This window comes from Pseudomonas sp. UBA4617, assembly GCF_002386445.1.
Classification (GTDB): domain Bacteria; phylum Pseudomonadota; class Gammaproteobacteria; order Pseudomonadales; family Pseudomonadaceae; genus Aquipseudomonas.
Window position 1 is genome coordinate 1 of record NZ_DGIR01000019.1, and the last position, 20,577, is coordinate 20,577.

The following is a 20,577-nucleotide window of genomic DNA, read 5'->3' on the forward strand; positions in this document are numbered from 1 at the left end:
CCCTGGACCAGCTTCGGCCGCCTGCGCCCGCTGCATACCAACCTGGTGATTTTCGCCTTCGGGGGCTGTGCGCTGTTCGGCACCAGCTACTACGTGGTGCAACGCACCTGCCAGACCCGGCTGATCTCCGACAGCATGGCCGCCTTCACCTTCTGGGGTTGGCAGGCGGTGATCGTCGGTGCACTGGTCACCCTGCCGATGGGCTACACCACCACCAAGGAATACGCCGAACTAGAATGGCCGCTGGCGATCCTGCTGGCCGTCGTCTGGGTCACCTACGGGCTGGTGTTCTTCGGCACCATCGTCAAGCGCAAGACCCGGCACATCTATGTCGGCAACTGGTTCTACGGCGCCTTCATCGTGGTCACCGCGATGCTGCACATCGTCAACCACATCTCGCTGCCGGTAAGCCTGTTCAAGTCGTACTCGGCCTACTCCGGGGCCACCGATGCGATGATCCAGTGGTGGTACGGCCACAATGCCGTGGGCTTCTTCCTCACCACCGGCTTCCTCGGGATGATGTACTACTTCGTGCCCAAGCAGGCCGAGCGGCCGATCTACTCGTATCGCCTGTCGATCGTGCACTTCTGGGCGCTGATCACCCTGTACATCTGGGCCGGCCCGCACCACCTGCACTACACCGCCCTGCCCGACTGGGCACAGTCACTGGGCATGGTGATGTCGATCATCCTGCTGGCACCGAGCTGGGGTGGCATGATCAACGGCATGATGACCCTGTCCGGTGCCTGGCACAAACTGCGCACCGACCCGATCCTGCGCTTCCTGGTGGTTTCGCTGGCGTTCTACGGCATGTCCACCTTCGAAGGCCCGATGATGGCCATCAAGACGGTGAACTCGCTGTCGCACTACACCGACTGGACCATCGGCCACGTGCACGCCGGCGCGCTCGGCTGGGTGGCGATGATCTCGATCGGTGCCGTGTACCACATGATCCCGCGCCTGTATGGGCGCGAGCAGATGCACAGCGTCGGCCTGATCAACGCGCACTTCTGGCTGGCCACCATCGGTACCGTGCTGTACATCGCCTCGATGTGGGTCAACGGCATTACCCAAGGCCTGATGTGGCGCGCCATCAACGATGACGGCACCCTCACCTACTCCTTCGTCGAAGCCCTGCAGGCCAGCCACCCTGGCTATATCGTCCGCGCCCTGGGCGGCGCGTTCTTCGCCAGCGGCATGCTGCTGATGGCCTACAACGTGCTGCGTACCGTGCGTGCCGCCAACCCGGTACAGGCAGAGGAAGCCGCCAAGATCGTCGTCGTGGGAGCGCACTGATGAAGCATGAAGCCGTCGAGAAGAACATAGGCCTGCTGGCCTTCTTCATGGTCATCGCCGTGAGCGTCGGTGGCCTGACCCAGATCGTCCCGCTGTTTTTCCAGGACGTCACCAACAAACCCGTCGAAGGCATGAAGCCGCGCACCGCGCTGGAGCTTGAAGGCCGCGACATCTATATCCGCGAAGGCTGCGTGGGCTGCCACTCGCAGATGATCCGCCCGTTCCGCGCCGAAACCGAGCGCTACGGCCATTACTCGGTGGCCGGTGAAAGCGTCTGGGACCACCCGTTCCTGTGGGGCTCCAAGCGGACCGGGCCGGACCTGGCCCGGGTCGGCGGCCGCTACTCGGATGACTGGCACCGCGCCCACCTGTACAACCCGCGCAACGTGGTACCGGAGTCGAAGATGCCGTCCTACCCGTGGCTGGTCGAGCACAAGCTCGACGGCAAGGACACCGCGAAGAAGATGGAAGTACTGCGCACTCTTGGCGTGCCGTACAGCGACGCCGACATCGCCGGGGCCCGCGACGCGGTCAAGGGCAAGACCGAAATGGACGCCCTCGTCGCGTACCTGCAAGGTCTTGGCACCATCATCAAGAGCAAACGGTGACGCTGATGGATATCGGGATGATTCGCGGCCTGGGCACCGTCGTGGTGATGGTGGCGTTCGTGGGCCTGGCGCTATGGGTGTTCAGCCCAAGGCGGAAAAAGGACTTCGACGAAGCGACCCAACTGCCCTTCGCGGATGACCCCTCAGCCTGCCGCCACGTCGAGCAAGAGCAAGCAAAAGCTTCTGGGAGCAAACAACAATGACAACCTTCTGGAGTCTGTACGTTACCGTCCTGACCCTGGGCACCATCTTCTCGCTGACCTGGCTGCTGCTGTCGACCCGCAAGGGCCAGCGCGAAGAGGTTACCGACGAAACCGTCGGGCATGCTTTCGATGGCATCGAGGAATACGACAACCCGCTGCCGAAATGGTGGTTCTGGCTGTTTGTCGGCACCATCATCTTCGCCTTGGGCTACCTGGTGCTGTACCCCGGCCTGGGCAACTGGAAAGGCGTGCTGCCGGGCTATTCGTACCTGGACAACGACAAGCAGACCGAGTTTTCCAACGGCCAGCCGGGCTGGACGGGCGTGCATGAGTGGGAAAAGGAAATGGCCAAGGCCGATGCCCGCTTCGGGCCGATCTTCGCCAGGTTCGCCGCCATGCCTATCGAGGAAGTGGCCAAGGACCCGCAAGCACTGAAAATGGGCGCGCGGCTGTTCGCCTCCAACTGCTCGGTATGTCACGGCTCCGACGCCAAGGGTGCCTTCGGTTTCCCCAACCTGACCGACAACGACTGGCGCTGGGGCGGCGAGCCGGACACCATCAAGACCACCATCATGGGCGGCCGTCACGGGGTGATGCCGGCCTGGGCCGAGGTGATCGGCGACCAGGGCGTGGCTGACGTGGCAGCGTTCGTGGTCAGCAAGCTGGATGGCCGCAGCCTGCCGGAAGGCGCGAAGGCCGATGTCGAGAACGGGCAGAAGATCTTCGCCGCCAACTGTGTGGCCTGCCACGGGCCGGAAGGCAAAGGTACCCCTGCCATGGGCGCGCCGAACCTGACCCACCCGCAGGCGTTCATCTACGGCTCGAGCTTCGCTCAGTTGCAGCAGACCATCCGTTACGGTCGCCAAGGGCAGATGCCGGCCCAGGCGCAGCTGCAGGGCAATGACAAGGTGCACTTGCTGGCCGCTTATGTGTACAGCCTGTCACAGCAGGCTGAACCGGCCAAGAGCGAATAACGCAGGCCCGGCCTCTTCGCGGGCTTGTCTGCGAAGAGGCCGGTACGGGCCGGTATTTCTCGCCGGGGAATGACCTGGATCAATTGACACCCGCCATAACACGATTCACGCCACAAACCCAACGCGACTAAAGGTCGCAGTGCGACCCCATACTGCCATCAGCGGCGTATCATGGGCCGCAGAGCGCTAGCAGATTGCGCCAGACTGCGGCCGGCACGCATTGGCCGCGGCGTTTTTCCACTGCCGTGGGACTTGATGATGAGCAAGCAAATTCCGGTACATGACGTCACCCCGCCTGCCAGCAAAGGGAAGGACTCCGTCGACCTGTACGCCTCCCGCGAGAAGATCTACACCCGTGCCTTCACCGGCCTGTTCCGGCGCCTGCGCATGGTCGGCGGTGCCGTGCTGTTCCTGCTCTACTTCGGTACCGTCTGGCTGAACTGGGGCGGCCACCAGGCCGTGTGGTGGAACTTGCCCGAGCGCAAGTTCTACATCTTCGGTGCCACCATCTGGCCGCAGGATTTCATCCTGCTCTCCGGCATCCTCATCGTCGCCGCCTTCGGCCTGTTCTTCATCACCGTGTTCGCCGGCCGCGTGTGGTGCGGCTACACCTGTCCGCAAAGCGTGTGGACGTGGATTTTCATGTGGTGCGAAAAGGTCACCGAGGGCGACCGCAACCAGCGCATGAAGCTGGACAAGGCGCCCATGAGTGGCAACAAGTTCCTGCGCAAGCTCGCCAAGCACAGCCTGTGGCTGCTGATCGGTTTCGTCACCGGCATGACCTTCGTCGGTTATTTCTCGCCGATCCGCGAACTGGCCATCGAATTCTTCACTGGCCAGGCCGACGGCTGGGCCTACTTCTGGGTCGGCTTCTTCACCCTCGCCACCTATGGCAACGCCGGCTGGCTGCGTGAACAGGTCTGCGTGTACATGTGCCCCTATGCGCGCTTCCAGAGCGTGATGTTCGACAAGGACACGCTGATCGTGTCCTACGACCCGCGCCGTGGCGAAACCCGCGGCCCGCGCAAGAAGGACCTGGACTACAAGGCCCACGGCCTGGGCGACTGCATCGACTGCACCATGTGCGTACAGGTCTGCCCCACCGGCATCGACATCCGGGACGGCCTGCAGATCGAGTGCATCGGCTGCGCCGCCTGCATCGATGCCTGCGACACCATCATGGACAAGATGAACTACCCGCGCGGGCTGATCAGCTACACCACCGAACACAACCTGTCGGGGCAGAAGACCCACCTGCTGCGCCCACGCCTGATCGGCTACGCGTTGGTACTGGTGGTGATGATCATTGGCCTGGCCACCGCCTTCGCGACCCGTTCGCTGGTCGGTTTCGATGTCAGCAAGGACCGCGTGCTGTACCGCGAGAACGCCCAGGGCCGGATCGAGAACGTGTACAGCCTGAAGGTGATGAACAAGGACCAGCGCGACCACGTCTACGTGCTGGACGCCGCCGGCCTGCCGGACCTCCGGCTCGAAGGTCAGCGCGAGATCCGCGTGGCGGCCGGTGATATCGTCAGCCTGCCGGTGCAACTGTCGATTGCCCCCGAGAAACTGCCCTCGACCACCAACGACGTCACCTTCATCCTCAAGAGCGCCGATGACAGCGACGCCCAGGTTGAAGCCAAGAGCCGCTTCATCGGCCCACAGATCCGCTGAGAGAGATAACCGACAATGCCTGCCACCGCCGCCAGCCCCTGGTACAAGCACCTCTGGCCCTGGATCATCATCGGCATCTTGGCCACTTCGGTATGCCTGAGCCTGAGCATGGTCAGCATCGCCGTGCGCAACCCGGACAACCTGGTCAATGACAACTACTACGAGGCCGGCAAGGGCATCAACCGCTCGCTGGACCGTGAACTGCTGGCGCAGAAACTGGGCCTGAAGGCCAGTGTGCACCTCGACGAGCTGACCGGCGAAGTGGAGCTGCGCCTGAGCGGCAGCAGCGACCCGCAGAGCCTGGAGCTGAACCTGATTTCGCCGACCCAGCCGGAGAAGGACCGCAAGGTACTGCTGAGCCGTGCCGAAACCGGGCGTTATGTGGGGCAACTGGAAGACAAGGTCGACGGGCGTCGCTTCGTGGAGTTGCTCGGCAGCCAGGACGCGCATGTGTGGCGGCTGTTCGAGGAAGAGAAGGTCGAGCATGGCGTGACCTTGCAACTGGGCGATGAAGCGCTTCAAGGTGCCGAACACCGATGATTGCACCATCACGCCCCCCTTGTGGGAGCGGGCTTGCCCCGCGAAAGGGCCTGACCTGTGAACATCATTTTCCAGGCCTGGCCCTTTCGCGGGGCAAGCCCGCTCCCACAGGGATCTACGTCCCCCTCAGAATTATTGTGTTCGCCTTATGACCCAACCCACCCCCTGCTACCACTGCGCCCTGCCCGTCCCCGCCGGCAGCCGCTTCACCGCCGTGGTTCTGGGCGAGCCCCGGCAGTTCTGCTGCCCCGGTTGCCAGGCGGTGGCCGAATCGATCGTCGCCGGCGGCCTGGAGCATTATTACCAGCACCGCAGCGACAGCAGCGCCAACCCCGAAGCACTGCCAAAACAACTCCAGGACGAATTGACCCTGTACGACCGCAGCGACGTTCAGCAGAGCTTCGTCCGCCATGCTGGGGACCTGGCCGAAACGACCCTGCTGGTCGAAGGCATCAGCTGCGCCGCCTGTGGCTGGCTCATCGAAAAACACCTGCGCAACCTGCCCGGCGTCGCCGAGGCACGCCTGAACCTGTCCAACCACCGCCTCCTGCTGACCTGGAACGACCAGCTGCTGCCTCTGTCGCGCCTGCTCGCCGAGCTGCGCCAGATCGGCTATGCAGCCCACCCCTACCAGCCCGACCAGGCCGCCGAGCAGTTGGCGCGCGAGAACCGCAGTGCCCTGCGCCGCCTGGGCGTGGCCGGGCTGCTGTGGTTCCAGGCGATGATGGCAACCATGGCCACCTGGCCGGAATTCAACATCGACCTGTCGCCCGAACTGCACACCATCCTCAGGTGGGTGGCACTGTTTCTCACCATCCCCATCGTCTTCTACAGCTGCGCGCCGTTCTTCAAGGGCGCCGCGCGCGACTTGCGCACCCGTCACCTGACCATGGACGTTTCGGTGTCGCTGGCCATTGGCCTGGCTTTCGCCGCCGGCATCTGGACCGCCATCACCGGCAGCGGCGAACTGTACTTCGACACCGTGGGCATGTTCGCCCTGTTTCTGCTCACCGGTCGCTACCTGGAACGCCGTGCCCGTGAACGCACGGCAGCGGCCACTGCGCAACTGGTCAACCTGCTGCCCGCCTCATGCCTGCGCCTGGATGCCCACGGCCACACCGAACGCATCCTGCTCAGCGAGCTGCAGCGCGGCGACCGGGTACAGGTGCTGCCAGGCGCGGTGATCCCTGCCGACGGCTGCATTGTCGATGGCCGCTCCAGCATCGATGAATCGCTGCTCACCGGCGAATACCTGCCGCAACCACGCCGCGCCGGCGATCGTGTCACCGGCGGCACGCTGAATGTCGAAAGCCCGCTGCATGTGCAAGTCGAAGCCGTGGGCGCCGATTCGCGGCTATCCGCCATCGTTCGCCTGCTGGAGCGTGCGCAGACTGAAAAACCGCGCCTGGCCGAAATCGCCGACCGCGCCTCGCAGTGGTTCCTGCTCTGCTCGTTGCTCGCCGCCCTGGCCATCGGCCTGTGGTGGTGGCACCTGGACCCGGCGCGGGCGTTCTGGATCGTGCTGGCCATGCTGGTAGCGACCTGCCCTTGCGCGCTGTCCCTGGCCACGCCCACGGCCTTGACCGCCGCCACCGGCACCTTGCACAAGCTTGGCCTGCTGGTTACCCGTGGCCATGTGCTGGAAGGCCTGAACCAGATCGACACGGTGGTTTTCGACAAGACCGGCACACTGACCGAAGGCCGCCTGACCTTGCGCAGCATCCGCCCGCTCGGCAACCTGCCGGCCGAGCGCTGCCTGGCCTTGGCCGCGGCCTTGGAAAACCGCTCCGAACACCCCATCGCGCGTGCCTTCGGCCGCAGCGCCAGCCCTGCCGACGATGTGCAGAGCGTGCCGGGCCTGGGCCTGGAAGGCCAGGTGGCAGGCCAGCTGCTGCGCATTGGCCAGGCCACCTTCGTCAGCGCCCTGAGCGGCGCAGCGCCTCCCGCCGTACCGGAACCGCGCGGCCAGTGGCTGCTGCTGGGCGACCGCCAAGGGCCGCTGGCCTGGTTCGGCCTGGATGATCGCCTGCGCGACGATGCCCCTGCCCTGCTGGACGCTTGCAAGGCCCGTGGCTGGCGCACGCTGCTGCTATCCGGTGACAGCTCGCCGATGGTTGCCGAAGTCGCCGCACAGCTGGGCATCGACCAGGCCATCGGCGGCCTGCGCCCGGACGACAAGCTGGACCGGCTGAAGGCGCTGCAGACGGCCGGGCGCAAGGTGCTGATGCTGGGCGACGGGGTCAACGACGTACCGGTGCTGGCCGCCGCCGACATCAGCATAGCCATGGGCAGTGCCACCGACCTGGCCAAGACCAGCGCAGATGCCGTACTGCTGTCCAACCGCCTGTCGGCGCTGGTACAGGCCTTCGAGCTGGCCCGCCGCACCCGCCGCAACATCCTCCAGAATCTGTTGTGGGCGACTCTGTATAATGGCCTGGTGTTGCCGTTCGCCGCGCTCGGCTGGATCACCCCGGTGTGGGCGGCCATCGGCATGTCGATCAGTTCGCTGGTGGTGGTGCTCAATGCCATGCGCCTGACCCGCGCGCCGCTGGCACCGGGCCTGCCTACGAATGAAGCGTCCTTGCCTGGGAGAAAGCCATCATGCCCGCCCTCTATGTCATGATCCCCGCCGCACTGCTGCTGGTTGGCGTGGCCGTGTACATTTTCTTCTGGGCGGTGGACAGCGGCCAGTACGACGACCTCGAAAGCCCTGCCCACAGCATCCTGTTCGATGACCAGGACCCGCGCCACCAGGCGGCAGTAGCGCCTGACGACGGCCAGGCCGCCCCCGCCAAGGAACCGCCACCCCGTGCCTGACCTGCTTGCCCTGCTCGGCTCGGCATTGATCCTCGGCCTGCTCGGCGGCGGCCACTGCCTGGGCATGTGTGGCGGCCTGATGGGCGCGCTGACCCTGGCCATTCCCCCGGAACAACGCGGCCGGCGCCTGCGCCTGCTGCTGGCGTACAACCTTGGCCGGGTGCTCAGTTATGGCTGTGCCGGCCTGCTGCTGGGCCTGGCCGGCTGGGCCGTGGCCAGCAGCCCTGCGGCCCTGGCGCTGCGGGTGCTGGCGGCGCTGCTGTTGATCGTCATGGGGCTGTACCTGGCCGGCTGGTGGAGCGGGCTGACCCGCATCGAGGCGCTGGGCCGCGGACTGTGGCGGCATATCCAGCCCGTGGCATCGCGCTTGCTGCCGGTGTCCAGCCTGCCGCGCGCATTGCTGCTCGGGGCACTATGGGGGTGGCTGCCATGCGGGCTGGTATACAGCACCTTGCTGTGGGCGGCCAGCCAGGGCAACGCCGGGCACAGCGCAGCGTTGATGCTGGCGTTCGGGGTGGGGACGTGGCCGGTGCTGCTGGCGACCGGGCTGGCGGCAGAACGGGTCAACACTTTGTTGAAACGACGCAGTGTGCGCGTGGCTGGCGGAGTGCTGGTGATGTTGTTTGGCATCTGGACCTTGCCCGGGCCGCACCAGCATTGGCTGATGGGGCATTGAAGGAGGCCGCTTTGCGGCCTCGCAATCCGCCGCCGATTCACCTTGATACAAATCAACACAGATTCCTGCAGACAACCCTAGACTCCGGTGCATTGCTGCTCTTTCCGGGGACCGCCCTCATGCTCGACGACCTACGTTGGGATACCGACCTGATCCGCCGCTACGACCTGGCCGGACCACGCTACACCTCATACCCGACCGCCGTGCAACTGCACAGCGAAGTGGGCTCGTTCGACCTGCTCCACGCCCTGCGCGAGAGCCGTCGGGCCGTGCGCCCGCTGTCGCTGTACGTGCACGTGCCGTTCTGTGCAAACATTTGTTACTACTGCGCCTGTAACAAAGTCATTACCAAGGACCGGGCCCGTGCCGCGCCGTACCTGCAGCGCCTGGAACAGGAAATCCAGCTGATCGCCTGCCACCTCGACCCCAGGCAACGAGTCGAACAGCTGCATTTCGGCGGCGGCACCCCGACCTTCCTCAGCCATGTGGAACTGCGCCAGCTGATGGCCACCCTGCGCCAGCATTTCCAACTGCTGGACGACGACTCCGGTGACTACGGCATCGAGATCGACCCCCGCGAGGCTGACTGGTCGACCATGGGCCTGCTGCGCGAACTAGGCTTCAACCGCGTCAGCCTCGGCGTGCAGGACCTCGACCCGGCCGTGCAGCGCGCAGTCAACCGCCTGCAGAGCCTGGAACAGACCCGGACCCTGATCGAGGCCGCGCGCACCCTGCAGTTCCGCTCGATCAACCTGGACCTGATCTACGGCCTGCCCAAACAGACCCCGGAAGGCTTCGCCCGTACCGTCGAGGAGGTGATCCGCCTGCAACCCGACCGCCTGTCGGTATTCAACTACGCCCACCTGCCCGAACGCTTCATGCCGCAACGGCGCATCGACAGCAATGACCTGCCCAGCGCAACCGCCAAGCTGGAGATGCTGCATGCCACCATCGACCAGCTGACCGCAGCCGGCTATCGCTATATCGGCATGGACCACTTCGCCCTACCCGACGACGAGCTGGCCATCGCCCAGGAAGAAGGCACCCTGCAGCGCAACTTCCAGGGCTATACCACCCACGGCCACTGTGACCTGATCGGCCTGGGCGTGTCGGCCATCAGCCAGATCGGCGACCTGTACTGCCAGAACAGCAGTGACCTCAACACCTACCAGGACAGCCTTTCCAACGCCCAGCTGGCCACCCAGCGCGGGCTGATCTGCAACCACGACGACCGCTTGCGCCGGGCGGTGATCCAGCAGCTGATCTGCCATTTCGAGCTGGACTTCGAGCCGATCGAGCAGGCCTTCAGCATCGATTTCCGCGGCTACTTCAATGACCTCTGGCCAGAACTGCTGACCTTGCAGCGCGACGGCCTGATCCGCCTGGACGACCAGGGCATCCGCATCCTGCCGGCCGGGCGCCTGCTGGCACGCTCGGTGTGCATGGTGTTCGATGGCTACCTGGGGCAGCACAACCGCCAGCGCTTTTCCCGGGTAATCTGAAACCGAGTCGTTCGACCGCATGGACAAGCTTCCTCGCCAGGCACACTATGGGCACAGTAATGGCCCCGGCACACGCACCGGGGCCTGGCCAGTTCGCCGCACGACAGCGCACGCTGGCCTACTACCTATGCCGTGAGTTACCCTTACGTCTTATGTGTGCTTTCCCACAAGGATCGAAGAAAATGTCCGAGCCAGTCAAACTGCGCCCACACAACCAGGCCCATTGCAAGGACTGCAGCCTGGCCCCCCTGTGCCTGCCCCTGTCGCTGAACCTCGAAGACATGGATGCACTTGACGAAATCGTCAAGCGCGGGCGGCCGCTGAAGAAAGGCGAGTTCCTGTTCCGCCAGGGCGACAACTTCGGCTCGGTCTACGCGGTACGCTCCGGCGCCCTGAAAACCTTCAGCCTCAGCGACAGCGGCGAAGAGCAGATCACCGGCTTCCACCTGCCCAGCGAGCTGGTCGGCCTGTCGGGCATGGACACCGAGGCCTATCCGGTGTCGGCCCAGGCGCAGGAAACCACCTCGGTGTGTGAAATCCCCTTCGAGCGCCTCGACGAACTGTCGGTGCAGCTGCCCCAGCTACGTCGCCAGCTGATGCGGGTGATGAGCCGGGAAATCCGCGATGACCAGCAAATGATGCTGCTGCTGTCGAAAAAGACCGCTGACGAGCGCATCGCCACCTTCCTGGTCAACCTTTCGGCGCGCTTCCGTGCCCGCGGCTATTCGGCCAACCAGTTCCGCCTGAGCATGTCGCGCAACGAAATCGGCAATTACCTTGGCCTGGCCGTGGAAACCGTGTCGCGGGTGTTCACCCGCTTCCAGCAGAACGGCCTGATCCGCGCCGAAGGCAAGGAAGTGCACATCCTCGACCCGATCCAGCTGTGCGCGCTGGCCGGCGGTGCGATGGAGGCCTGAGGCGGCGTTTAGCAGGTATACTTGGGCATTCGTTTTCCCAGGATACCCGCAACAATGCACAGCGACGCCTTCGACCTCAAAGCCCTGATCCGCCCGGTAGTGGACTTCCCCAAGCCGGGCGTGATCTTCCGCGACATCACCCCGCTGTTCCAGTCGCCGCGCGGGCTGCGCTATGTGGCAGACCAGTTCATCGAGCGCTATGTCGAGGCCGAGTTCAGCCACATCGGTGCCATGGATGCGCGAGGCTTCCTGATCGGCTCGATCATCGCCCACCAACTGAACAAGCCGCTGATCCTGTTCCGCAAGCAAGGCAAGCTGCCCGCTGATGTGCTGAGCGAGGCCTACCAGACCGAGTACGGCGAAGCGTTTCTGGAAGTGCACGCCGACAGCCTGTGCGAAGGGGATGCGGTGCTGATCTTCGATGACCTGATTGCGACTGGCGGTACGCTGCTGGCAGCGGCCAACCTGGTGCGTCGGACCGGTGCGCGGGTGTTCGAGGCGGCGGCAATCATCGACCTGCCGGAGCTGGACGGGTCGCGCCGACTGCAGGCGGCGGGTGTGCCGACATTCTGTCTGACCGAGTTTTCGCTCAGCGAATATTGAGTTGGAAATTGGGGCTGCCTTGCAGCCCCGATGACTCAGAGCGAAATCGGCCGCCGCCCGGCGAAGGCATGGGCCAGGGTTCCGCCGTCAACCAGCTCCAGCTCCCCACCCAGCGGCACACCATGGGCAATGCGCGACGCCACCAGGCCCTTCTCGCTCAGCAGCTGGGCAATGTAATGCGCAGTCGCCTCACCTTCCACCGTCGGGTTGGTTGCCAGGATCACCTCGGTGAAGGTGCCCTGCTCCTCGATCCGCGCCATCAGTTGTGGAATGCCGATCGCCTCCGGGCCCAGGCCGTCCAGCGGCGACAGGTGGCCCTTGAGCACGAAATAGCGGCCACGGTAGCCCGTCTGCTCCACCGCATACACATCGGTCGGTCCTTCGACCACGCACAACTGGGTATCGTCACGGCGCGTGTCGGCGCATTGCGGGCACAGCTCCTGCTCGGTCAGGGTACGACACTGGCGGCAATGCCCTACCCCTTCCATGGCCTGGGTCAGGGCCTGTGCCAGGCGCAGGCCGCCGCTGCGGTCACGCTCGAGCAGCTGCAGGGCCATGCGCTGGGCGGTTTTCTGGCCGACACCCGGGAGAATACGCAGGGCATCGATCAGTTGGCGGATGAGAGGGCTGAAGCTCATGGGAAAGGCCTGACAATTCAATAAGAGGCGGTTTATACCCAGCGGTGACAATGCCGTCAAATCAGCAGACCGCGTCCGCGGAGAAATCTCACCTGAAAAAAAAACCGCCGCTGTCATGAGCGGCGGTCCCTGGTAATGCAATGCCCTCAGAACGGCATCTTGAAGCCCGGCGGCAATTGCATGCCGGCAGTCATGCTGCCCATCTTTTCCTGGCTGTTCTGCTCGACCTTGCGCACGGCGTCGTTCAGTGCAGCGGCGATCAGGTCTTCCAGCACTTCCTTGTCGTCTGCGTCAGTCGACATCAGGCTCTGGTCGATGCTGACGCGCTTCACATCGTGACGGCCGGTCATCACAACGCTCACCAGGCCGCCACCGGACTGGCCGGTAACTTCGGCGTTGGCCAGCTCTTCCTGCATCTTCTGCATCTTTTCCTGCATCTGCTGGGCCTGCTTCATCAGGCCGGCCATGCCACCTTTCATCATGGGGTATACCTCGATTGGGTCATGTGATGCGGCCGGCACCTGGCCAGCCGCATGGTTATCCGTTACTGGCCCTGATTGGCCAGGGCCTCTACAGGTTCAATAGTATCCTGCCGCACCTTGGCACCGAACAGCTTGATCATCTGCTGGATCAACGGATCCTGCTCGATCGACACCACTGCATCGTGCTGACGCTCCCTGCGCTTGCGCGCTGCCGCCTGGGCCGGGGTTTCCTGCTCGGGCTGAATCAGCTCGATACGCAGGTTCAGCGTACGCCCCAGGTGCTGGTTGAGCGCTTCGTTCAGGCGTCGCTGCTGGGTGGCATTGAACAGCGCCCCTTGGCCAGGGTCCAGGTGCAGCAGCCAGTCGTCGCCATCGACGGCGATCAAGGTACAGTTCGCTGCGATGTTGCCTGTCATACCGGACACAGGCAACTGGGGGAACATTTCCAGCCATTGCAGGGCCAGGCCGGTAGCCGGCTTGGCCGCTGGCAGCGGCTCGGCGACTGGTTTGGGCGCCTCTTCCTGGACGTGTTCGGCCAGCTCGTCCAGGTAGCTGAAGCCGACCGGGTCGTTTTCGCCGCCATAATAGTCTTCGTCCAGTGGCGGCTCATCGTCGCGGTCCATGCCCACGGCAGCATAGGCCGACGGGTCGAAGGGCGGCTCGTCGTCGTGGGCCGGGGCCGCCTGCATCGGCGCGGGCGCAGGCGGCGGTGCAGGCGCGGGCTCAGGCGCTGCCGGCTCCGACTCTTCCCATGGCAGGTCAACCACCTCTGCGATGGCAACTGGCTCCGGGTCGGGCTCGGCTTGCGGCTCGGGTTCGATAACGGGGGCTGGCTCAGCCGGCGGCACAGGTGCATCAACCGGCAGTGGTGCTGGAACCACCGGCGTGGGTGCCTCCAACTGCGGCGCGGCAACCGCTGCAGCCGGTTGCACGGCAGCGGCTGGCGGTACCGCGGCAAGCGCCGGCGCTGCCACCGGGGTTGCTGGATCAGCTGTGGCCTGGCTGATCCCCACTGGCTTTAGCAGCGGCTTCGGCGCGTCGTCGGTGTCGGCCGGGCGAAAAGCCAGCATGCGCAGCAGGACCATTTCAAAACCACCGCGCGGGTCCGGTGCCAGGGGCAGGTCACGGCGACCGATCAGGCCCATCTGGTAGTAGAACTGCACGTCCTCGGCCGGGAATGCCGCGGCCAGCGCAAGTACCCGGTCGCGGTCGCCCTGGCCGTTGTCCACGGCTTCCGGCAATGCCTGGGCAATGGCCACGCGATGCAGCACATTGAGCATCTCGGCCAATACGCCAGCCCAGTCCGGGCCCTGTTCGGCCAGGTTGCGCACGGCCTCGAGCAAGGCCCGTGCATCACCCTCGAGCAGCGCTTGCAACACACCATAGACCTGGCCATGGTCAAGGCTGCCGAGCATGGCCCGCACATCGGCGGCCAGCACCTTGCCTTCGCCAAAGGCAATGGCCTGGTCGGTCAGGCTCATCGCATCGCGCATCGAGCCATCGGCGGCGCGGCCCAGCAACCACAGGGCATCCGTCTCGAATGGCACGTTTTCCGCAGTCAGTACGTGGCTAAGGTGTTCGACCACCCGCTCCGGGCTCATGTTCTTCAGCGAGAACTGCAGGCAGCGCGACAGGATGGTGGCCGGCAGCTTCTGCGGGTCGGTGGTGGCGAGGATGAACTTGACGTAGGGCGGCGGCTCTTCGAGCGTCTTGAGCAAGGCGTTGAACGAGTGGGTCGACAGCATGTGCACTTCGTCGATCAGGTAGACCTTGAAGCGCCCACGGCTCGGGGCGTACTGCACGTTATCGAGCAGTTCGCGGGTGTCCTCGACCTTGGTGCGGCTGGCGGCGTCGATCTCGATCAGGTCGACGAAACGGCCTTCGTCGATCTCCCGGCACACCGAACAGGTGCCGCATGGTGTCGAGGTGATGCCGGTTTCGCAGTTCAGGCACTTGGCAATGATACGGGCGATGGTGGTCTTGCCCACGCCCCGGGTACCGGTGAACAGGTAGGCATGGTGCAGGCGCTGGTTGTCGAGGGCGTTGATCAAGGCCTTGAGCACATGGGCCTGGCCGACCATTTCGCGGAACGAGCGCGGACGCCATTTACGTGCAAGGACCTGATAACTCATCGAAAAACCATCGTAGCCTGATCGAGCGGAAGATCGCTAATGCTAGCGGAGCGGGGGCAAAAATGCACCCCGCGCAGCTCGTCTAAGCTAGAAACTGTATGTGCTGTCCAGGGAGGATATGCCTTTGCCAAGACTGCTGGCCTTGCTGCTGTTGTGGACTTCGCAATGTCTCGCCGAACAGGCGGTGCTGCGTTTTTCCGTGGCCGAGAGCTGGAGCATGCCGCTGGTGCGCATCGAAGCCGACCAGCCAGTGGAAGGCCTGTTGTACGACCTGACGCAGGCACTGGCCCGAGAGGTGGGCGCACGCCCTGTGTACCACGTCATGGCCCGCCTGCGCCTGCAGGAGGCCATGGAGCATGGCGATATCGACGTGCGGTGCTATGTCAGCAACCAGTGGTTCGACGCCCCACCGAGGAATTTTGTCTGGAGCATCCCACTGATCAACCAGCGCGACCTGCTGGTCGGTCGCCTGGGCGACAGCACGGCAATATCCCCTGAGCAACTGCCGCCACAGGCGATCGGTACAGTTCTGGGTTTCAGCTACCCGGGCTTGCAGCCCTTGCTTGACCAGGGCCGCTTGCAGCGCGAAGACAGCCGCAACCAGTTGCTGGTATTGCAGAAGTTGCAAGCCGGCCGCTATCGCCACGCAGTCAGCAACCAGCTGTCATTGCAGTGGTTCAACCGGGGCCTGCCGGATGCGCAGCGCCTGCAGGCGCTGACGGTGCTGGACGAGCAGGAGCTGGGGTGCATGGTACGCAATGATCCGGCGATACCGACCCAGGGGCTGCTGCGGGCGCTGGCGCGGATGAAGCAGTCAGGGGAAATCGAACGGATTGTGCAGCGCTATGAAGGGCTGGGCCATCAGCACGCCATGCCGGTAGCCCAACCATGAGCAGGTCCGCCCCGCAAAAGCCCCTCACACCAGCGCCACCAGGGCTGCACTGAGGAACAGCCCTACCCCGAACACCGCGTGCGTCACCAGGCTCCTCAGGCAGTTACGCGCCGGTGCCGGTGTCTTTGAAGCGAAGAACCCTGCCCCCATCGCCGGCTGCATGAGACACAGCGGCGCCACCACCGTCCCTGCACCCACCATCAACGCCGGCCACAGGGTCGGCGCCAGCAACCAGCCTTCGCCGACTGTCAGCACCAGCAGCAGGGCGAACAGCACGCCGATGGCGTAATGAATCAGCCATCCCCACACCCGTTCGTGGCGCACCGGCTCCGCACGGGCAATGGCCTGATGTCGCACCCGCCCCTGCAACAAATGCCCCACCCAGCGCCCGACCATGGCGAAGTTCGGCGTGGCGACCCCCAGGCGCCGCAGCAACAAGCCCCACCCATCCATGACCAGCGTGGCACCCACGCCGATCGGCAAGGCAGCAGAAAGCATCGCAGTAAAGGTCATTGAAAAAGCCCTCGAAGGTTGACGGTCATCACTACGCCGCGCAGCATAGAAGTTGAAGTCAACTTCAAGTCAAGGGACAGAAATGGACATTGCCGATGTCGCCAGACGTACAGGCGTACCCGCCTCGACGCTGCGTTACTACGAAAAGAAAGGCTTGCTCAAGTCACTTGCCGGGCGCGGTCAACGACGGCAGTTTGCCGCGGATGTGGCAGACCGCTTGGCACTGATAGCGCTGGGGCAAGCGGCGGGGTTTTCCCTGGATGAAGTGGGAGCGATGCTGGTGGACCTGCAGGTCGACCGGCAGCTGCTGATCGCCAAGGCCGACGAACTGGATGCACGGATCAGGCGCTTGCAGGCAATGAGCAAGGGCCTGCGGCATGCGGCGCAGTGCCCGGAAGCGGATCACCTGGCATGCCCGACATTCCAGCGGCTGATGAAGTTATCGGCAGCGGGGTATGGAAAACAACGAGGCAGATCGACGTCTATCTCGAAACACCCAGGGTAGGACCGTCAACGCCGTGCACCGAGAACAGTACTTACGTTTCAACGACATTGCTGAGCAAAAGCGTTTATGCAAACGAAGTTCGCTGGCGCCAGCTCTAACAAGACCGTTTGCATCTCAGCGATCGCCTGGGGAAAATCCCCTCTTTTATGCACGAATGGATACGCGCATGCAGTTCGAAAAGACTTGGCAGTACAAGACCGATGAAGGAAATGGAGGGATCGACCCGCAGCGTTTTACCGTGAGGACGGTCATCAGGGCCTGAGGTGCTCTACATGCCTTACTTCATGCAAGCCGCCTCCTTCTGGTAGCGGGCGCAGTCGTCGTAAAATTCCTGAAACCCTATCCGCTACGCAAGTGGCTGGGCGTAACGTTGCTCGCAACGGGCTCGGTCGGCATTTTCAAAGTCGGCCAGCAGCAGGTGCTGGGCTTTGACCGGAGCTGTTGATGCTCCTGGCCATACCGCTGGGTACGGTACTGTTCCTGACCCGGCGGCGGTTCATGGAGGTGGACTGAAGCAGTCCACGCCCTTTCAGAAGCCAGCTCCCCAGCAATAAGGCATGCACTGGCAACAAGACCTTGGAGCAGGCTCCGCTTCGGATCGCCAGCCGTCCGTGCGAAACGCGGGACGATACACATCCGGTTAGAAAGTCGTCAGTATGCCGGGATGGCGCACCAAATAGTGGCATCAGGCACTGGTTAACTACGAAGTTCTGCGAGAAAGCCTTGAGAATTCAAGGACTTGTGTAATGGAGGCAGCCCCACCAGCCACACCCCGGCACTCGATGTTCCCGCTATGGCTGCTCCCTTCCGGGCCATGTCTAGGTCGCATGCAAGCATGCTGGTAATCAACGCAGACCTTATGGGGCAAGGGTTTCAGGCTGATGGGGCAACCAGAGTTCTATCGGTACGCACACCCAGCATGGGTGCTCAAAACTTGGGTGTAGCCAGCACTGTCACACTTTGCTGTAACACTTTGGTGTCACACCCATGGCCTACATCATCAAGCGCGGGGCGCTCTACTACCTGAATCTCAAGCTGCCAAAGCACCTATTCCCGAGGTGTAACACTTTGCGTTTGAGCCTGAACATACGGCATCGTCAAAGCGCCATCTTCATTGCCACATCACTGGTGCAGCGGTTGCATCACCACCTTAGCGAGCACCCTCTTGCAGACCCCCAGACGCTTCGTACGTTGTGTTCACAGTGGCGGGACTCTACACCCACGCCCACTATCCAAGCCGCTCCACGGATCGCTACGGCAGTCTCAGCGAAACGGAATAGCGACAGCCCTACCCTCGCTGCACTCTCCAAGCTCTATATAGAGGAAGGGAAACGGGGAGGCACATGGCGACAGGTCAGCACCGAGGAAGTCGAGCGAGCCTTATCAGACCTTTTCGAGTTGGTGGGTGACATGCCCGCCAAAGCCTTCGATGCGCACCAAGCACGCCTTCTAAAGGAACGGCTCAGCCTATGCCCGCAATATTTCGGCTTACGCCCCGAGTTCAAGGGAAAGACACTGAGGCAGGTGGTTGACTCAGGAAGTTCTTACAAGACCATCACCGCTGTCACAGTGAACAATCGGCTACGCAAGCTCACCGCCTTCCTGAACTGGTGCAAAACGAATGGGTACGTCACAGACAACCCACTGACGGGCATGAAAGTCATGACAGGATCAGCGAAGGAAGCCCGGCTGTCTTTTGAACGACACGACCTAAATGCCCTGCTGAACCACGATGTACTGCGAAGAGAAGCCCGAAAGCACCCGTGGCGTTACTGGCTGCCACTCCTTGGGCGAACCACTGGGGCACGATTGGAAGAACTGTGCCAACTGCGAGTCGATGACTTCATTGAGCAACAGGGCGTCCAGTGCATCCGCATCGATGACAGCCGTGAAGGCCAGAACCTTAAGAGTGCCAGCAGCCGCCGAGTACTTCCCCTGCACCCTTCACTGATTGAGCTGGGATTGTTGCAGTACGCTGAATCGGTGAGGACAGATGGAGCTGATCGCCTGTTCCCCGAGCTTGAAGCAGTACGTGGGAAGCTCGGGCATGCAGCCTCAAAATGGTTTGGCCGCTATAAGGCGAAACTGGGTATCACCGACCCACGCAAAACTTTCCACAGCTTCCGCCACACCTTCATCGATGACCTGCGTGATGCTGGCGTGCAAGACTCATTAATCAAACGCATGGTGGGACACGAAGACAGCTCCGTAACCTTTGGCATCTACGGCAGCAGGACGCCAATTAAGGCGATGGTCGAGGCCATGAAGCACATCAAATAACCTCGAATAACCTGCCGTAAACCTTGCCAAAACCTCGCTCTCGAACGACGCTAGCCATCCTCCGTGCTTTGTCAAACCCAGTGTTTACGGGGCGTAAAGGGGGTCTGAACTAAACAAAGCCCTTCCCTCTCCCTACAAAAAGGTTTTTCGCTTTTTTCTCCAAGATTGCGAAAGGCAAGAGATAGATCAGCCCCCGAGCGCCCTGTCAACACCTATTGACAAGCGGTCGCCCATTGTGAGACTATACGATTCTGCTCAGCGGCAGAACAGATTACCGAGAAACCTCTACGCGACCACGGTGTGTACAAGCCACCCGAAAATCGCAGGAGGTTTTTTAACGCCTGAATTTTGGCTGACCACCACCGACGGTCTATGCAGCTCATGAGAACTACCCATGACAAATGCAATCGCAGCAACACCAACCTTGAGGTCTACGACATCGAATAGCTGAGTTCCCACTCCTCCGTAACGAGAAGAATGACTAGCCCGATGCCGACCTTGAGTCGGTTTTTTTTGCCCATTTTTCAACTGAACGGAGGTAACAACATGTCTCACCCCAGAATCAATGACATCACACGGACCATCCTTGTAGCACCTTGCGTGGCCGGAATTCACCTTGACTACAGCCTCGGGGAAGAACTTCCGCTGTTCGGCCCACTGATCGGTGAGACATTGCTGTGCGGTGTCGGCTATAACTCGATTGAGAGAAGGAAGGCACTGGCCTTGCCTTATCACGAAAAAACAGCCCGCGCCTACTCCCACTGGAAATACATGCTGAATCGGTGCTACGGGTCAGATGCCTCAGCCTATGAGGGCTGCACAGTTTGCAAGAAGTGGCACGATTTCCAAGAATTTGCCGACTGGTACGTCGCCCAACCTTATGCGAACGCGGCGGACGCGGAACTGGACAAAGACATCCTCGACCGACACAACAGAATCTATTCGCCGGAGTTCTGCTCACTGGTTCCAAGGCTTATCAATCAGATGTTTCGGGACACCCGCAGTCAGCGTGGCAGATTGCCCATTGGCGTGAAGCAAGGACCAAGGCAAAAAGGGTTCACGGCTCGAATTTCCAAGTATGGCAAGCAAGTTCACCTCGGAACGTTTCGCGATGTATTCAGTGCATTCGCGGCCTTGAAGGCAGCATACTCGACCTACTGCTGTGAAGTTGCTGACAAGTATGAGGGCAAGATTGATCAACGTGTGATTGATAGACTTCGCACTTGCCAGCTTCACATTCACGACTGACGAACTGACTTCACACCACCGCAGGCTTGGACATTGGCCTGCGGAGTACCAACTTACCAACAAACCGGCACAACCCG

At 62.7% G+C, this 20,577-nt stretch carries 20 protein-coding genes; 16 read left to right on the forward strand and 4 right to left on the reverse strand.

What is annotated here, in order from left to right; translation table 11 throughout:
• The 12 genes from ccoN to B4L76_RS06965 all read left to right on the forward strand — a co-directional run.
• On the forward strand, positions 1 to 1,296 hold a 1,296-nt coding region (gene ccoN, locus B4L76_RS06910), incomplete at its 5' end, for a cytochrome-c oxidase, cbb3-type subunit I (protein ID WP_296231407.1).
• On the forward strand, positions 1,296 to 1,904 hold the full coding sequence (gene ccoO / locus B4L76_RS06915) for a cytochrome-c oxidase, cbb3-type subunit II (RefSeq protein WP_289135854.1): 609 nt from the start codon (positions 1,296 to 1,298) through the stop codon (positions 1,902 to 1,904). The genes ccoN and ccoO, both read left to right, overlap by 1 nt.
• 5 nt (positions 1,905 to 1,909) lie before the next feature.
• On the forward strand, positions 1,910 to 2,107 hold the full coding sequence (locus tag B4L76_RS06920) for a cbb3-type cytochrome oxidase subunit 3 (protein ID WP_296231632.1): 198 nt from the start codon (positions 1,910 to 1,912) through the stop codon (positions 2,105 to 2,107).
• A complete protein-coding gene (ccoP, locus tag B4L76_RS06925) occupies positions 2,104 to 3,081 on the forward strand; it encodes a cytochrome-c oxidase, cbb3-type subunit III (protein ID WP_296231410.1) in 978 nt (325 codons plus the stop codon). Before B4L76_RS06920 ends, ccoP begins: the two co-directional genes overlap by 4 nt.
• Before the next feature lie 258 nt (positions 3,082 to 3,339).
• On the forward strand, positions 3,340 to 4,755 hold the full coding sequence (ccoG, locus tag B4L76_RS06930; RefSeq protein WP_296231411.1) for a cytochrome c oxidase accessory protein CcoG: 1,416 nt from the start codon (positions 3,340 to 3,342) through the stop codon (positions 4,753 to 4,755).
• Positions 4,756 to 4,770: 15 nt separating this feature from the next.
• A complete protein-coding gene (locus tag B4L76_RS06935; RefSeq protein ID WP_296231412.1) occupies positions 4,771 to 5,295 on the forward strand; it encodes a FixH family protein in 525 nt (174 codons plus the stop codon).
• A 148-nt stretch (positions 5,296 to 5,443) separates the two neighbouring features.
• On the forward strand, positions 5,444 to 7,918 hold the full coding sequence (locus B4L76_RS06940; protein WP_296231414.1) for a heavy metal translocating P-type ATPase: 2,475 nt from the start codon (positions 5,444 to 5,446) through the stop codon (positions 7,916 to 7,918).
• Positions 7,897 to 8,112, forward strand: coding sequence for a cbb3-type cytochrome oxidase assembly protein CcoS (gene ccoS, locus B4L76_RS06945; RefSeq protein ID WP_296231415.1), 216 nt, complete (start codon positions 7,897 to 7,899; stop codon positions 8,110 to 8,112). The genes B4L76_RS06940 and ccoS overlap by 22 nt, the downstream gene beginning before the upstream one ends.
• A complete protein-coding gene (locus B4L76_RS06950) occupies positions 8,105 to 8,788 on the forward strand; it encodes a sulfite exporter TauE/SafE family protein (protein ID WP_296231416.1) in 684 nt (227 codons plus the stop codon). Before ccoS ends, B4L76_RS06950 begins: the two co-directional genes overlap by 8 nt.
• Positions 8,789 to 8,907: 119 nt before the next feature.
• Entirely contained in the window at positions 8,908 to 10,290 is a 1,383-nt protein-coding gene (hemN, locus tag B4L76_RS06955; protein WP_296231417.1) for an oxygen-independent coproporphyrinogen III oxidase, read from the forward strand.
• Positions 10,291 to 10,472: 182 nt separating this feature from the next.
• Positions 10,473 to 11,207: a Crp/Fnr family transcriptional regulator FnrA gene (fnrA, locus tag B4L76_RS06960; protein WP_015271145.1), complete on the forward strand. Its 735-nt coding sequence runs from the start codon at positions 10,473 to 10,475 to the stop codon at positions 11,205 to 11,207.
• Positions 11,208 to 11,261: 54 nt separating this feature from the next.
• Positions 11,262 to 11,810 carry an adenine phosphoribosyltransferase gene (locus tag B4L76_RS06965; protein ID WP_296231419.1) on the forward strand — a complete coding sequence of 183 codons (549 nt, stop codon included), beginning with the start codon at positions 11,262 to 11,264 and terminating at the stop codon, positions 11,808 to 11,810.
• Positions 11,811 to 11,845: 35 nt separating this feature from the next.
• On the opposite strand, the gene recR is transcribed toward B4L76_RS06965, so the two are convergent.
• The 3 genes from recR to dnaX all read right to left on the reverse strand — a co-directional run bounded on the left by recR (position 11,846) and on the right by dnaX (position 15,062).
• Positions 11,846 to 12,448 (reverse strand): recombination mediator RecR, encoded by a 603-nt coding sequence (recR, locus tag B4L76_RS06970; RefSeq protein ID WP_003259670.1) that lies wholly within the window; start codon positions 12,446 to 12,448, stop codon positions 11,846 to 11,848.
• Between the two features lie 146 nt (positions 12,449 to 12,594).
• Complete coding sequence (locus B4L76_RS06975) at positions 12,595 to 12,930, reverse strand: YbaB/EbfC family nucleoid-associated protein (RefSeq protein WP_023381418.1); 336 nt, start codon at positions 12,928 to 12,930, stop codon at positions 12,595 to 12,597.
• A 62-nt stretch (positions 12,931 to 12,992) separates the two neighbouring features.
• Positions 12,993 to 15,062, reverse strand: coding sequence for a DNA polymerase III subunit gamma/tau (dnaX, locus tag B4L76_RS06980; protein ID WP_296231420.1), 2,070 nt, complete (start codon positions 15,060 to 15,062; stop codon positions 12,993 to 12,995).
• Positions 15,063 to 15,180: 118 nt separating this feature from the next.
• Here dnaX and B4L76_RS06985 point away from each other — a divergent pair, with 118 nt between their 5' ends.
• Positions 15,181 to 15,954 (forward strand): substrate-binding periplasmic protein, encoded by a 774-nt coding sequence (locus B4L76_RS06985; RefSeq protein WP_296231421.1) that lies wholly within the window; start codon positions 15,181 to 15,183, stop codon positions 15,952 to 15,954.
• Positions 15,955 to 15,978: 24 nt separating this feature from the next.
• Here B4L76_RS06985 and B4L76_RS06990 read toward each other — a convergent pair whose 3' ends face one another.
• Complete coding sequence (locus B4L76_RS06990; RefSeq protein ID WP_296231422.1) at positions 15,979 to 16,467, reverse strand: DUF2938 domain-containing protein; 489 nt, start codon at positions 16,465 to 16,467, stop codon at positions 15,979 to 15,981.
• Positions 16,468 to 16,549: 82 nt separating this feature from the next.
• Between B4L76_RS06990 and B4L76_RS06995 the strand changes: the two genes are divergently transcribed.
• The 3 genes from B4L76_RS06995 (at position 16,550) to B4L76_RS07005 (ending at position 20,500) form a co-directional block, all read left to right on the forward strand.
• The gene (locus tag B4L76_RS06995) at positions 16,550 to 16,972 is read left to right on the forward strand and encodes a helix-turn-helix domain-containing protein (protein WP_296231423.1); all 423 of its coding nucleotides are present in this window, start codon (positions 16,550 to 16,552) and stop codon (positions 16,970 to 16,972) included.
• Positions 16,973 to 17,959: 987 nt separating this feature from the next.
• Positions 17,960 to 19,252, forward strand: coding sequence for a site-specific integrase (locus B4L76_RS07000; RefSeq protein WP_027615220.1), 1,293 nt, complete (start codon positions 17,960 to 17,962; stop codon positions 19,250 to 19,252).
• A 546-nt stretch (positions 19,253 to 19,798) separates the two neighbouring features.
• The gene (locus tag B4L76_RS07005) at positions 19,799 to 20,500 is read left to right on the forward strand and encodes a hypothetical protein (protein WP_027615221.1); all 702 of its coding nucleotides are present in this window, start codon (positions 19,799 to 19,801) and stop codon (positions 20,498 to 20,500) included.
• The last annotated feature ends 77 nt before the right edge of the window (positions 20,501 to 20,577 follow it).